This is a genomic window from Streptomyces sp. SudanB52_2052, assembly GCF_964272415.1.
GTDB lineage: Bacteria > Actinomycetota > Actinomycetes > Streptomycetales > Streptomycetaceae > Streptomyces > Streptomyces olindensis.
Genome location: NZ_OZ186796.1, coordinates 4003499 through 4017380, shown reverse-complemented (window position 1 = coordinate 4017380; position 13882 = coordinate 4003499). Strand labels below are relative to the sequence as shown.

The window sequence follows — 13882 nt, the reverse complement described above, 5'->3', positions numbered from 1 at the left end:
CTCCAAAAAGGGGGATGGTTGGGTCAGCGGACCGGTGTCCCGTCCGGGCGCAGCTGCATCTGCGGCCGGCCCGTAACGAGCAGCCAGGCCGGCAGCGAGGCGATGCAGAGCAGGGCGATGACCCCCGGCGAGGCGACCAGCACCGCGGCGACGAAGAGGCTCACCCAGCCCTGCCGGGTGATGGCCAGCAGCATCCCGAGCACCCCGGCCGACACCCCCACCGACGGATGCACCCCGGACACCAGGGCGTGCGCGCACAGGCCGAGGGCGGTGCCGGCGAACACGGCGGGGAAGATGCGCCCGCCGCGGAACCCGCAGGAGGCGGCGACGACCAGCGCGGCCAGCTTCACCACCGTCAGGACGGCGAACTCCCCGGCCGACCGCCCCTCCGGGTCGCGGGCCAGCACCGCGATCTCGTCGAGCCCCTTGAACAGCGTCAGATGGCCGCCCAGGGCCGCCAGCACGCCCAGCACGGCCCCGCCCGCCGGGAGCATCAGCATCGGGTGCCGCAGCCGCCGGAAGGCCCCGTGGACGTGGGGGAAGGAGCGCACGGCGCCCATGCCGAGCAGCGCGCCCGCCGAGGCCACCACGAGCGCCGCCGACAGATCGCCCCAGCCCGGCCGCCCGAACGACGGCAGGTCCAGGTCGAAGCTCGGGTGCTCGACGAGGGTGGCGGTCAGGGCACCGGCCGCCGCGGCGGTCAGCGGCGGGAAGAGGTTGTCCCACAGCAGGCCGCGGGTCTCCTCCCGGGCCAGCGCCTCGGAGATCACCAGGGCGGCCGCCACGGGGGTGCCGAACAGTGCGCCGATCGTCGCCGCCTCCGCCAGGGCCGGCCACATCCGGCCCGGGGCGCGGGGCAGGGCCCGGCCGCCCAGCCAGACCGCCAGGCCGACGTTCACGGCGATGATCGGGTTCTCGGGACCGAGACTGGGTCCGCCGGCCAGCATCAGCGCGGTCGCCAGCAGCAGCCCCGGCAGCACCACGGGCGGCAGGACGGGGGCGTCCAGACCGACGGTGGCCGGATCGGGGCCCGCGTGTCCGGGCACCTTCCACACCACCAGCCCGACCGCCGCACCGGTCGCGACCAGCATCACGAACATCCACGCCACGGAGTACCGGCCGATCCCCAGCGCGTCCGGCAGCGGCCCCCACAGCAGGTCCTGGAGCTCCTCGGCGGCGACGCTCACCCCCACCAGGACCAGACAGGAGACCACCCCGACCGCCACGGCGGGCAGGATCGACGGCAGCAGCACGCGCGCGGGGGTCGCGGGGGTGACGGAGGGCGCCCGCTGCTCGCTGTCCTGGACCACGGGCACACGATAAAGGGATCAAACGGCACAAACAGGAAACACGCTTGCACCTCACGTGGCGTGAGGCCCGACCGTGGAGCGCGGAGGAGGAAGGGAGCGGAAGTGAGCTACTCCGTGGGACAGGTCGCGGGCTTCGCCGGCGTCACGGTGCGCACCCTGCACCACTACGACGCCATCGGCCTGCTCGCCCCGAGCGAGCGCAGCCACGCGGGCCACCGGCGCTACAGCGACGCCGACCTCGACCGGCTGCAGCAGATCCTGTTCTACCGGGAGCTCGGCTTCCCCCTCGACGAGGTCGCCGTCCTGCTCGACGACCCGGAGGCGGACCCGCGCGCCCACCTGCGCCGGCAGCACGACCTGCTGACCGCCCGGATCGAACGGCTGACGAAGATGGCGGCGGCCGTGGAGCACGCCATGGAGGCACGCGAGATGGGCATCAACCTCACGCCCGAGGAGAAGTTCGAGGTCTTCGGGGACAAGGACCCGGAGCAGTACGCCGACGAGGCGGAAGCGCGCTGGGGCGGCACCGAGCAGTACGCCGAGTCGCAGCGCCGCGTCGCCCGCTACACCAAGGAGGAGTGGCAGCGGATCCAGGACCAGACCGCCGACTGGGGCGAGCGCTACGGCGCCCTGATGGCCGCCGGCGAACCGCCCACCGGCGAGGCGGCCATGGCCCTGGCGGAGGAGCACCGGCAGCACATCTGCACCTGGTACTACGAGTGCTCCCACGAGCAGCACCGCCGCCTGGGCGAGATGTACGTCGCCGACGAGCGCTTCAAGGCGTTCTACGAGTCGATGCGCCCCGGCCTCGCCGAGCACCTCAGGGACGCGATTGCCGCGAACGCCGCCCGCCACACCTCCTGATCCCCGGCCCGGGACCTCACTCCCGGGCCAGGACCACCGCCGTGCCGTACGCGCACACCTCGGTGCCCACGTCCGCCGCCGACGTCACGTCGAACCGGAACGCGAGCACGCCGTTGGCACCACGCGCGCGTGCCTGTTCGACGAGTCGCTCCATGGCCTGGTTGCGGGTCTGCACGAGGGTCTTGGTGAGCCCCCGCAGCTCACCGCCGACCATCGACTTCAGCCCGGCGCCGATCTGGCTGCCCACGTGCCGGGAGCGCACGGTCAGGCCGAAGACCTCGCCGAGGACCTCCTGCACGCGGTATCCGGGTACGTCGTTCGTGGTGACGACGAGCACATCGGGCTGAGGGCCCTGCCCGCCGCCGTATTCATCGATGCCCATGCTTCTCAGCTTTCTCCGGGAGGGCCCACAGTGCATTCTGGGTACCCCCATGGAACCTGGGTCGTGACGGCTGCGTTGATACTTTGAGGCAGCCAGCCCCAGCCCGCATCTCACAGCAGCAGGAGCCACATCCCCGTGACCACGCTTGCGCTCGGCCCCGAGTGGCTCGACCCGAACTACCTGATCGAGACCTTCAGCCTGCCCGGCATCCTGCTGATCGTCTTCGCCGAGTCCGGGCTGTTCGCGTTCCTGCCGGGCGATTCCCTGCTGTTCACGGCGGGCCTCTTCGTGGCCGAGGGCACCTACATCACCCAGCCGCTGTGGCTGGTGTGCACGCTGATCGTGATCGCCGCCGTCGTCGGCGACCAAGTGGGCTACATGATCGGCAAGTTCCTGGGCCCGAAGCTCTTCAACCGGCCCAACTCCAAGCTCTTCAAGCAGGAGAACCTGGACAAGGCCCACGAGTTCATGGAGAAGTACGGACCCAAGGCGATCGTGCTGGCCCGCTTCGTCCCGATCGTGCGGACCTTCGCCCCGATCGTCGCGGGCGCCGGCCGCATGAAGTACCGCACGTTCTTCACGTACAACATCATCGGCGGCATCGCCTGGGGCACCGGCGTCACCCTGGCGGGCTACTGGCTCGGCCAGATCGACTTCATCAAGAAGAACGTCGAGGCGATCCTCGTCCTGATCGTCTTCGTCTCCGTCGTCCCGATCATCATCGAGTACCTGCGCGAGCGGTCGAAGAAGAAGCGCGCCGTGGCGCAGGACCCCGCCGCCACGCAGCCCCACCTCCCGGTCATGGACGACGCGACGACCCAGCTCCGCCGCATCACCCCGGACGACCGCCCGCCCCACCACCAGCCGCAGCAGCCCCCGTACGGCAACCAGAACGGCTACGACGACCAGCAGTACTACGGCCAGTACCCCCAGGGCCCGGGCTACGGCCAGCAGCAGCCGTACGGCACGCAGCAGGGCAACCAGCGGCCCTACAACGGCGGCTACTGACCCACCGGGCGGTCGCCGCCGGCGGAGCTAGAAGCCCCTGGTCCGCTTGGCGGCCCGCCGCTTCTCCGCGGACCCGATCCGCAGGAACATCCGGGAGATCTCGGACCCCAGATTCACCCCGATGGCGATGGCCATGGCCAGGGCCACCGCCTTCGACAGCGACACCAGCCCCGCGTCCACCTCGTTCTGCGCGATGGCCAGCAGCCCGAAGTACGTGGCGGAACCGGGCAGCAGGGGCCCGATCGCCGCGGTCGTGTAGGGCAGCGCGGAGGCGAACTGGTACCGGGACAGCAACTGCCCGAACAACCCCACCAGCCCGGCGGCCGCCGCCGTGGACGCCACCGGCGAGATGTCCCCCGCGTAGTGCATCGCGCCGTACACGACCCACGCGACGCCCCCGTTCAGCGTCACCCACACCACGGTGGATCGTTCCTGCTGGAGCAGCACCGCGAAGGCCAGCGACAGCAGCATCGACGCGCCGATCAGCAGCACCGGGTCGTCCGAGACCCCGAGCGCCGCGTCGGGGTTCAGCGGGGCCCCCAGTTGCACGCCGAAGTACAGCACCAGCAGCACACCCGCGACGATGCCCACGAAGAAGTACAGGACCTCCAGCAGACGCGCCGACGCGGTGATGTAGAAACCGGTCAGCCCGTCCTGCACCCCCGCCACCAGCGCCCGCCCGGGCAGCAGCGCGAACAGCCCACCGGTGATGACCGCGGAGGCCTTCACGTCGACGTGGCCCAGCGTCAGCGCGACCCCGATCGCGGCCGGCGGCATCGCGGCCACCGTGAACTGGTAGAACTCCGGCAGCCCGCGCCCCGCGCACAGCCACGCCAGCCGGTCGCCGAGCATCGCGCCCAGCGCCGCCGCGACGAACACGATGAGGTCACCGCCGACCAGCACGGAGGCCGCACCCGCCAGCAGCCCGCTCGCGGCGGTCAGCGCCCAGCCGGGATACGGGTGCCGGTTCCGGCGGATCTCCGCGAGCCGCCGGTAGGCCTCCTCCAGGGATACCGCCGTCTCGTCGTCGCTGAGGTCGTCCACCAGCTGGTACACGGCCGCCAGCCGCGTGTAGTCGGTCCCTCTGCGGCGCACGGTCCGCGACGCCGTGACCGGATCGTCGACCAGCGACGGCTGGTAGGAGATCGCCAGCAGCGTGAAGGTGACGTTGGGCTCGCAGCGGTCCAGCCCGTAGGACCGGCAGACGGCGAACATCGCCGTCTCCACGTCCTCGGCGCCCTCACCGCCCGCCAGCAGCAACTCGCCGATACGCAGCGTCAGGTCGAGCACGCGCGGCACCGCGGGCGCCGAGTCGTCGCCGCCGCGCTGGATCGCCTCCGGTGCCGGCCGCTCCGCCACCGGCATGCGCAGCATGGTGCGCATCCGGTCCTGCCAGGGCACGTCCTTGGTCAGGCTGACCACGGGGATCCCGGTCGGCGGGGTGAACGCGGACGGGGCGTGCTTGGCGCTGTACGTGCTCGGCGGCGTGAACGCCGACCCCTCCGGCTCCGCCGCGGGCGCCGGCGCCACGTCCAGCCCCTCCGGCAGGGCGAACTCGGACGTGGTCTCCGACTCCGTACCGGCCGGCCGGTGGACGGCCAGCCCCTCGGGGATCGCGAACTCCGACGTCGTCGACATGTCCCCGTCGACGGCGGCCCCGCCCGGAGGCAGGAACGCACTCCTGGCCTCGTCCGACTTCGGCTTGCGGTCCTCCGCGTCCGTCACTGCCTGGCGCTCCCTGTACGACACGTCAGCCTCGGTACCCCATCAGCCTCAGTATGCGCACACACGGACGAACGGGCCGCACGCGCACGCGTGCGGCCCGTGGGCATCAGAGGGGGCGGGGATCAGTGACCGCCCTGCTCCTTGAAGCGCTTGTAGGACCGCTCGATCTCGGCCTCCGCGTCCGTACGGCCCACCCAGTTGGCGCCCTCGACCGACTTGCCGGGCTCCAGGTCCTTGTAGACCTCGAAGAAGTGCTGGATCTCCAGGCGGTCGAACTCCGACACGTGGTGGATGTCGCGCAGGTGCTCCACGCGCGGGTCCGTCGCCGGCACGCACAGCAGCTTGTCGTCGCCGCCGGCCTCGTCCGTCATGCGGAACATGCCGATCGCACGGCACTTGATGAGGCAGCCCGGGAACGTCGGCTCGTCGAGGATGACCAGCGCGTCCAGCGGGTCGCCGTCCTCGCCGAGGGTGTTCTCGACGAAGCCGTAGTCGGTCGGGTAGGCGGTCGAGGTGAAGAGTCGCCGGTCCAGGCGGATACGACCGGTCTCGTGGTCCACCTCGTACTTGTTGCGCGAACCCTTCGGAATCTCGATCGTGACGTCGAACTCCACCGGTGGCTCCTCCATGATCAACACATAGTTCTGGTGGTTAAGTGTCCCTCACGCAGGTGTGTGATCGCGAAAGGGGCTGGTGGTCGTGCCAGAGCTGAGGCCTTGGCGGGCCGCGAGACCGCACGTGGTGCGGATCGCGGATGCCGTACGACCGCGCCTGGTCCGGGCCGCAGCGGCCGCGAAACCGCGGGTCACACGGCTCGTACGGACCGGGAAACCGCAGGTCGCGCGGGTCACGCGGCCGAAGACCTGGCAGTACACCGCGGGTGCCGCCACCGCCGGCCTGGCACTGGCCGCCGGGGTGGTGACCGCCGCCGGTCCCTGGGACTCCTCGGGTCAGCGTACGGCCGAGCGGGACCGGGCCGCCGCCCTCGGCCGCGCGGGTGGCACAGATCACGGCGGTACCTCCGGCGCGCCCGGCCTGCCCCGGCCCGCGCCCAGCGCCGGACCCGTGCTGACCGGCCTCGGCAGCGTCAGCACCGTGAAGTCCGCCCCGGACGGCAAGGCCCTCGCCAAGGCCCTCACGCCCCTGCTGAAGGACCCGGCGCTCGGCCCCCGGCCCGCCGCGGCCGTCGTCGACGTCACCACGGGCCGGCGCCTGTACGGCACGCACGCGGGCGCCGCGCTCACCCCGGCCTCCACGACGAAGATCGCCACGGCGGTGGCCGCGCTGTCCGCGATGGGCGCCGACCACCGCCTCACCACCCGCGCCGCGCTGGAACCCGACACGAAGGAAGTAGTCCTCGTCGGCGGCGGCGACCCCACCCTCACGGCCCGCGAGAAGGCCGAGGGGGCGGCGAGCCTGCGCACCCTGGCCGCCGAGACGGCCGCCGCCCTCGCCGAGCGGGGTGTGCGCGAGGTGACCCTGTCCTACGACACGACCCGCTACGCGGGCTCCCCGAAGCACCCGATCGGGAACAACCCCAATCTCGCCCTGGTCACCCCCCTGATGGCCGACGAGGGCCGCACGGACGACTCCACGAGCGGCCCGGTCGCCCGCGTGACGGACCCGGCGGAGGACGCGGCCCGCCAGTTCGAGGACTTCCTGACCTCCCACGGCATCAAGACCACGGCCCCCGGCCCGTCCAAGGCCACGACCCGCGCCGAGACCCTCGCGGCGGTCTCCTCGCCCCCGCTGTCGGCCCTCGTCGAACGCATGCTGACCAACAGCGACAACGACATCGCCGAGGCCCTCGCCCGCCAGACCGCGATCGCCACCGGCGAACGGGCCGACTTCGCGGGCGCGGGCCGGGCCATCGGCGCCCAGCTGCGCGAACTCGGTCTGCCGCTCAAGGGCGCCGCCTTCAAGGACGGCAGCGGCCTCGACCGCGCCGACCGCCTGACACCGGACCTCCTCACCGCCCTGCTGGCGAAGGCGGCCGACCCGTCCCACCCCGAACTCCGCCCGGCCCTCACCGGCCTCCCCGTCGCCGGCTTCACGGGCACGCTCAGCTCCCGCTACACGGACGGAGCATCCGGCGTCATCCGCGCCAAGACCGGCACCCTCACCGGCGTCCACACCCTCGCGGGCACCCTGGTCGACCGGGACGGTCGCCTGCTGGCGTTCGCCGCCATGGCCACGGGCACGGACCCGGGGAACCCGGCGGCGACCCAGAGGGCCCTGGACAGGGTGGCGACGGCTCTGGCGGCGTGCGGCTGCGGGTGACGCGCCCCTGCGGGGCGGACGCCGAGGGACCCGCGCCCGGGGCCTTGTGCCGGCCGTCCCCGGCGTGGGGCGTCGCTCTTCCGTCCCGGGGCGTCGATCCGTACAGCGCCGATCCGTACAGCCCTCGGCGGTCGTTCCGCTTTCGTTCCGCTGGGGCGATGCGGGTGCTCCACTCGGGCGGAGTCGGGAGCGCGGGGGAGGAACGCGGGCCCCGAGGCTGGATGCCCGGCGGGAAACCCGGCCCCGTCGGCCCTGGAGACGCCGGACGCCTGAAAGCGCACCCCGGCATCACCCACCCCTCGCCGCCCTGCCCCCGCGGCGAGCGCTCACGTACGGTTGACGCATGACGAGCATCGGTGGTGCTTCAACCGGCATGGTCGACTGGAACCTCGCGGTGGCGACCGCGACCCGGCTCGTGCGGCCGGGCCCCGAGGTCAGTCGCGACGAGGCGAGGGCCGTCGTCGCGGAACTGCGCCGGCACGCCAAGTCCTCGGAGGAACACGTCCGCGGCTTCACCCGGCTCGGCACCGAGGAGGGCCACGACACCCCCGTCCTCGTCGTCGACCGCCCGGGCTGGATCCGCGCGAACGTCGCCGGGTTCCGGGAGATCCTCCGGCCCCTGCTCGACAAGATGCAGGAACGGCGCGGCAGCAGCCCCGGCAGCGCGGTCATGGGCGCCGTCGGCGGCAAGGTCACCGGCGTCGAGCTCGGCATGCTCCTGTCGTTCCTGGCCTCCCGCGTCCTCGGCCAGTACGAGACCTTCGCCCCGGCCAGCCGCGAGCTCCCGGCCGGCGAGAGCGGCGGCGGCCGGCTCCTCCTCGTCGCCCCGAACATCGTCCACGTCGAACGCGAACTCGACGTCGACCCCCACGACTTCCGCCTCTGGGTCTGCCTCCACGAGGAGACCCACCGCACCCAGTTCACCGCCGTGCCCTGGCTGAGGGACCACCTGGAGGGTGAAATCCAGTCGTTCCTGGGGGAGACCGACGTCGACCCCATGACCGTCCTGGAACGCGTCCGCGAAGCCGCCCAGAGCCTCGCCGGAGGACGCCCCGAGGCCGAGGAGGACGACGGCGGCCGCTCCCTCGTCGAGATCGTCCAGACCCCCGCCCAGCGCGAGATCCTCGGCCGCCTCACGGCCGTGATGTCCCTGCTGGAGGGCCACGCCGACTTCGTCATGGACGGCGTCGGCCCGGCCGTCGTGCCGTCCGTCGGCGAGATCCGCGAGAAGTTCCAGCAGCGCCGCGCCAAGGGCGCCTCCCGCCTCGACCTCGCCCTGCGCAAGCTCCTCGGCCTGGACGCCAAGCTCCGCCAGTACCGCGACGGCGAACGCTTCGTCCGGGCCGTCGTCGACGAGGTCGGCATGGACGGCTTCAACCGCGTGTGGACCTCGCCCAACACCCTCCCCACCAAGTCGGAGATCGCCAAACCGGCGGACTGGGTCGCGCGGGTGCATCGCAGGTCCGAGTAGTGAACATCGCGGGAAGGTCGTGAAAGGAAACCGGTCGACGGCAGGCGAACGCCCCTCCAATCACCCGTCCGAGGGACCGTGAGGCAGGGGTAGGCGTGCAATGCTCGGGGAACGGCCCGGTTCTGTCACCATCTATACACTCTGCGTGACCGACCTCGGGCTCACCCCCCGAAAACTTCATGAAGGGAACCGGACATGGGTCCCCATCCTGCGGTCGCGGCGATACGCCTGGCGGTACGCCGCGTCCTCCACGACCTCCTCACCGAACACCACCGCGCCCCCGCCGCGGTCCCGCACGCCCTCTCGCACGAGCAGCCGCCCCCGCCGCTCGTGCTCGTGGCGTGCTCCGGCGGCGCCGACTCCATGGCCCTCGCCTCCGCCCTCGCCTTCGAGTCCCCCAAGCTCGGCATCAGAGCCGGCGGCGTGACCGTCGACCACGGTCTCCAGCCCGGCTCCGACCTGCGCGCCGCGGAAGTCGTCCAGCGCCTGCGTGAACTCGGTCTCGACCCCGTCGACTCCGTCGCCGTCACCGTCGGCCGCGCCGGCGGACCGGAGGCGGCCGCCCGCGACGCCCGCTACGCCGCACTCGACACCGCGGCCGAACGCCACGGCGCCGCCGCCGTCCTGCTCGGCCACACCCGCGACGACCAGGCCGAGACCGTCCTCCTCGGCCTCGCCCGCGGCTCCGGCATCCGCTCCCTGTCCGGCATGGCCGCGGTCTCGGGGGCCGGCGGCCGTTACCGCCGTCCGTTCCTGGAACTCGACCGGCAGACCGCGCGCAAGGCCTGCATGGTCCAGTCCCTGCCCGTCTGGGACGACCCCCACAACGCCGACCCGGCCTACACCCGCTCCCGGCTGCGCCACGAGGGTCTGCCCGCCCTGGAGAAGGCCCTCGGCAAGGGCGTCGTGGAGGCCCTCGCCCGGACCGCCCAGCTCTCCCGCGACGACGCCGACGCCCTCGACTCCTGGGCCGCCCAGGCCGAGGCCACCGTCCGCGACGCCGCCGGGCTCCTGGACTGCGCCAAGCTCTACGCCCTGCCGCCCGCCGTGCGCCGCCGCGTCCTGCGCCGGGCCGCCATCGCCGCCGGTGCCCCGGCCGGATCCCTGTTCGCCCGCCACATCGAGGAAGTCGACCGGCTCATCACCGGCTGGCGCGGCCAGGGAGCCATCAACCTCCCCGGCAAGGTCGTGGCCCGGCGGCAGGGTGGCAGACTGGTGATTCGGCAAGGCTGAATCCGTCCCCTCCCGGCTGTCGCAGGAGGGGCCGGTCGGCCGGTGGGACGACCGAAAGTGATGCGGGTGGACGCGAAAGACATGGGTGCCGACCTCCAGCAGGTACTCATCACCAAGGAAGAGATCGACGCCAAGCTGGCCGAGCTGGCAGCGAAGATCGACGCGGAGTACGCGGGCAAGGACCTGCTGATCGTCGGTGTCCTCAAGGGCGCGGTGATGGTCATGGCCGACCTCGCGCGGGCGCTGTCCACCCCCGTCACCATGGACTGGATGGCCGTATCCTCGTACGGGGCGGGCACCCAGTCCTCCGGTGTGGTGCGGATCCTCAAGGACCTCGACACCGACATCAAGGGCAAGCACGTCCTCATCGTCGAGGACATCATCGACTCCGGCCTGACCCTGTCCTGGCTGATCTCCAACCTCGGCTCGCGCGAGCCCGCCTCCCTCAAGGTGTGCACGCTGCTGCGCAAGCCCGAGGCCGCGAAGGTCGCCATCGACGTGGAATGGGTCGGCTTCGACATCCCCAACGAGTTCGTCGTCGGCTACGGCCTCGACTACGCCGAGAAGTACCGCAACCTCCCGTTCGTCGGTACGCTCGCGCCCCACGTGTACGGCGGCTGAACCCCGGCCGGGGTGCCGTGACGGTGATCGGGAACCCCAGCGGGCTTCCCGCCGTTGGAGCAGGCGTAGACGGATCGCCAGCCGTCCCACGCGGCTTCAGGTGACAATGCTGGGGTACCGTCCGAAGAACAGTCTTTTATCAAACTCACTATGGCAGGAGGGACGGGGCGGCACCGCTCCGTATGGATGGACGTGAAGCGATACTTCCGTGGGCCGGTCATGTGGATCGTGCTGGCCGTCCTTGCCGTGGTCGTGTTGATGCAGGTCGTCGGCTCGTCCGGCGGCTACAAGACGGTGGACACCGGCCAGGTCGTCCAGGCGATCAACCAGAACAAGGTCGAGTCGGCCAAGCTCACCACCGGCGATGACGAGACCATCAAGGTCACGCTCAAGGACGGCGTGAAGGTCGAGGGCAGCTCGAAGATCCAGGCGAGCTACATCGACAACCAGGGCGTGGACATCGCCAACACGCTGCAGAACAAGTACCAGGACAAGCAGATCCCGGACGGCTACACGGTCTCGCCGTCCAAGCAGAACCCGTTCGTCGGCATCCTGCTCTCCCTGCTGCCCTTCGTGCTGATCGTGGTCGTGTTCCTGTTCCTGATGAACCAGATGCAGGGCGGCGGCTCCCGCGTGATGAACTTCGGGAAGTCCAAGGCCAAGCTCATCACCAAGGACACCCCGAAGACGACGTTCGCCGACGTCGCCGGGTCGGACGAGGCCGTCGAGGAGCTCCACGAGATCAAGGAGTTCCTCCAGGAGCCGGCCAAGTTCCAGGCCGTCGGCGCCAAGATCCCCAAGGGCGTCCTGCTCTACGGGCCTCCCGGCACCGGCAAGACCCTGCTCGCGCGTGCCGTCGCGGGCGAGGCGGGCGTGCCGTTCTACTCGATCTCCGGTTCCGACTTCGTCGAGATGTTCGTCGGTGTCGGTGCCTCCCGGGTCCGTGACCTGTTCGAGCAGGCCAAGGCGAACGCCCCGGCGATCGTCTTCGTCGACGAGATCGACGCGGTCGGCCGCCACCGCGGCGCCGGCCTCGGCGGCGGTCACGACGAGCGCGAGCAGACCCTGAACCAGCTGCTCGTCGAGATGGACGGCTTCGACGTCAAGGGCGGCGTGATCCTCATCGCCGCGACGAACCGGCCCGACATCCTCGACCCGGCGCTGCTGCGCCCGGGCCGCTTCGACCGCCAGATCGCGGTCGACCGCCCGGACATGCAGGGCCGTCTGGAGATCCTCAAGGTCCACCAGAAGGGCAAGCCGGTCGCGCCCGACGTCGACCTGTCGGCCGTCGCCCGCCGTACGCCCGGCATGACGGGTGCCGATCTCGCCAACGTGCTGAACGAGGCCGCCCTGCTGACGGCCCGCAGCGACCAGAAGCTGATCGACAACCACATGCTGGACGAGGCGATCGACCGTGTGGTCGCGGGCCCGCAGAAGCGGACCCGGATCATGTCGGACAAGGAGAAGAAGATCACCGCGTACCACGAGGGCGGACACGCCCTGGTCGCGGCGGCCTCGCCGAACTCCGATCCCGTCCACAAGATCACGATCCTGTCGAGAGGCCGCGCCCTCGGCTACACGATGGTGCTGCCGGACGAGGACAAGTACTCGACCACGCGCAACGAGATGCTCGACCAGCTCGCCTACATGCTGGGCGGCCGCGCGGCCGAGGAGCTCGTCTTCCACGACCCGACCACGGGTGCCGCCAACGACATCGAGAAGGCCACGGGCCTGGCCCGCGCGATGGTCACGCAGTACGGCATGACCGAGCGTCTCGGCGCGATCAAGTTCGGTGGGGACAACACCGAGCCCTTCCTCGGACGTGAGATGTCTCACCAGCGCGACTACTCGGAAGAGGTCGCCGCGCTGGTCGACGAAGAGGTCAAGAAGCTCATCGAGACCGCGCACAACGAGGCCTGGGAGATCCTGGTCGAGAACCGCGATGTGCTCGACAATCTGGTGCTGGCCCTCCTCGAGAAGGAGACGCTCGGCAAGGAGGAGATCGCCGAGATCTTCGCCCCGATCGTCAAGCGCCCGCCGCGGCCCGCCTGGACGGGATCCTCCCGTCGTACGCCGTCGACCCGCCCGCCGGTCCTCTCCCCCAAGGAGCTGGCCCTGACGAACGGGGCGAACGGCGCCACGCCGGCCATCACCACGGCCAAGAGCACCGCGGCGGAGCCCGCCCCGGCGCCCGAGCGAGCCCCGGAGGACCGCCCCGAGAGCTGACCCGCTCTCCCGGTGGCCCCACCGGGCCCGGAATGGATGCCGCGCCCCCCAGGTTTTAGCCTGGGGGGCGCGGCTTTCAGCCATGTTTGCAGGGCGGCGCGCAGGCTGCCCCGAGAAGGACACAGGAACGAGGCACCAGATGACCGACCCCGTGACGATGGACGGCGACGGCCGGATCGGCGAGTTCGACGAGAAGCGCGCCGAGAACGCCGTACGCGAACTCCTGATCGCGGTCGGCGAGGACCCGGACCGCGAGGGGCTGCGGGAGACACCGGCGCGGGTGGCGCGGGCGTACAAGGAGATATTCGCGGGCCTGTGGCAGAAGCCGGAGGACGTCCTGACGACGACCTTCGACCTCGGGCACGACGAGATGGTGCTGGTGAAGGACATCGAGGTCCTGAGTTCCTGTGAACACCACCTCGTGCCGTTCGTCGGAGTCGCGCACGTCGGCTACATTCCGTCGGCCGAGGGCAAGATCACGGGGCTGTCGAAGCTGGCCCGGCTCGTGGACGTGTACGCGCGGCGTCCACAGGTGCAGGAACGACTCACCACGCAGATCGCCGACTCCCTGATGCAGATCCTGGAGCCGCGCGGCGTGATCGTCGTCGTCGAGTGCGAGCACATGTGCATGTCGATGCGGGGGGTGCGCAAGCCCGGCGCCAAGACCATCACGTCGGCCGTGCGGGGCCAGCTGCGCGATCTCGCGACCCGCAACGAGGCGATGAGCCTCATCATGGCGCGCTGACCCGGCGCCGACGCGGT

The 13882-nt window shown here is 71.3% G+C and carries 12 protein-coding genes; 8 read left to right on the top strand and 4 right to left on the bottom strand.

The features are described from left to right. Window positions 1–23 precede the first annotated feature (23 nt). Entirely contained in the window at window positions 24–1310 is a 1287-nt protein-coding gene (locus ACSUPV_RS17705) for an ion channel protein (RefSeq protein ID WP_436947804.1), read from the bottom strand. Between the two features lie 102 nt (window positions 1311–1412). On the opposite strand from ACSUPV_RS17705, the gene ACSUPV_RS17700 reads away from it, so the two are divergent. Continuing rightward, on the top strand, window positions 1413–2174 hold the full coding sequence (locus ACSUPV_RS17700; RefSeq protein WP_436947803.1) for a MerR family transcriptional regulator: 762 nt from the start codon (window positions 1413–1415) through the stop codon (window positions 2172–2174). Between the two features lie 16 nt (window positions 2175–2190). Here ACSUPV_RS17700 and ACSUPV_RS17695 read toward each other — a convergent pair whose 3' ends face one another. Beyond that, a complete protein-coding gene (locus ACSUPV_RS17695) occupies window positions 2191–2556 on the bottom strand; it encodes a YbjQ family protein (RefSeq protein WP_031115903.1) in 366 nt (121 codons plus the stop codon). Between the two features lie 135 nt (window positions 2557–2691). Between ACSUPV_RS17695 and ACSUPV_RS17690 the strand changes: the two genes are divergently transcribed. After that, complete coding sequence (locus ACSUPV_RS17690) at window positions 2692–3564, top strand: DedA family protein (RefSeq protein WP_359792885.1); 873 nt, start codon at window positions 2692–2694, stop codon at window positions 3562–3564. A 27-nt stretch (window positions 3565–3591) separates the two neighbouring features. Here ACSUPV_RS17690 and ACSUPV_RS17685 read toward each other — a convergent pair whose 3' ends face one another. Both ACSUPV_RS17685 and ACSUPV_RS17680 read right to left on the bottom strand, forming a co-directional pair. After that, window positions 3592–5289: a threonine/serine ThrE exporter family protein gene (locus ACSUPV_RS17685; RefSeq protein WP_031115901.1), complete on the bottom strand. Its 1698-nt coding sequence runs from the start codon at window positions 5287–5289 to the stop codon at window positions 3592–3594. 122 nt (window positions 5290–5411) lie between these two features. Next, window positions 5412–5903 (bottom strand): inorganic diphosphatase, encoded by a 492-nt coding sequence (locus tag ACSUPV_RS17680; RefSeq protein ID WP_031115900.1) that lies wholly within the window; start codon window positions 5901–5903, stop codon window positions 5412–5414. Between the two features lie 79 nt (window positions 5904–5982). On the opposite strand from ACSUPV_RS17680, the gene dacB reads away from it, so the two are divergent. From dacB to folE, 6 genes are all read left to right on the top strand, one after another. After that, entirely contained in the window at window positions 5983–7569 is a 1587-nt protein-coding gene (dacB, locus tag ACSUPV_RS17675) for a D-alanyl-D-alanine carboxypeptidase/D-alanyl-D-alanine endopeptidase (RefSeq protein ID WP_436947802.1), read from the top strand. 343 nt (window positions 7570–7912) lie between these two features. Further along, window positions 7913–9040 (top strand): zinc-dependent metalloprotease, encoded by a 1128-nt coding sequence (locus tag ACSUPV_RS17670; protein WP_037760804.1) that lies wholly within the window; start codon window positions 7913–7915, stop codon window positions 9038–9040. A 195-nt stretch (window positions 9041–9235) separates the two neighbouring features. Further along, complete coding sequence (gene tilS, locus ACSUPV_RS17665) at window positions 9236–10273, top strand: tRNA lysidine(34) synthetase TilS (RefSeq protein WP_037760801.1); 1038 nt, start codon at window positions 9236–9238, stop codon at window positions 10271–10273. A 60-nt stretch (window positions 10274–10333) separates the two neighbouring features. Next, complete coding sequence (hpt, locus tag ACSUPV_RS17660; protein WP_031115895.1) at window positions 10334–10894, top strand: hypoxanthine phosphoribosyltransferase; 561 nt, start codon at window positions 10334–10336, stop codon at window positions 10892–10894. Between the two features lie 186 nt (window positions 10895–11080). Next, a complete protein-coding gene (gene ftsH / locus ACSUPV_RS17655; RefSeq protein WP_031115894.1) occupies window positions 11081–13120 on the top strand; it encodes an ATP-dependent zinc metalloprotease FtsH in 2040 nt (679 codons plus the stop codon). Between the two features lie 139 nt (window positions 13121–13259). Then, window positions 13260–13865 (top strand): GTP cyclohydrolase I FolE, encoded by a 606-nt coding sequence (gene folE / locus ACSUPV_RS17650; RefSeq protein WP_031115893.1) that lies wholly within the window; start codon window positions 13260–13262, stop codon window positions 13863–13865. Window positions 13866–13882 lie beyond the last annotated feature (17 nt).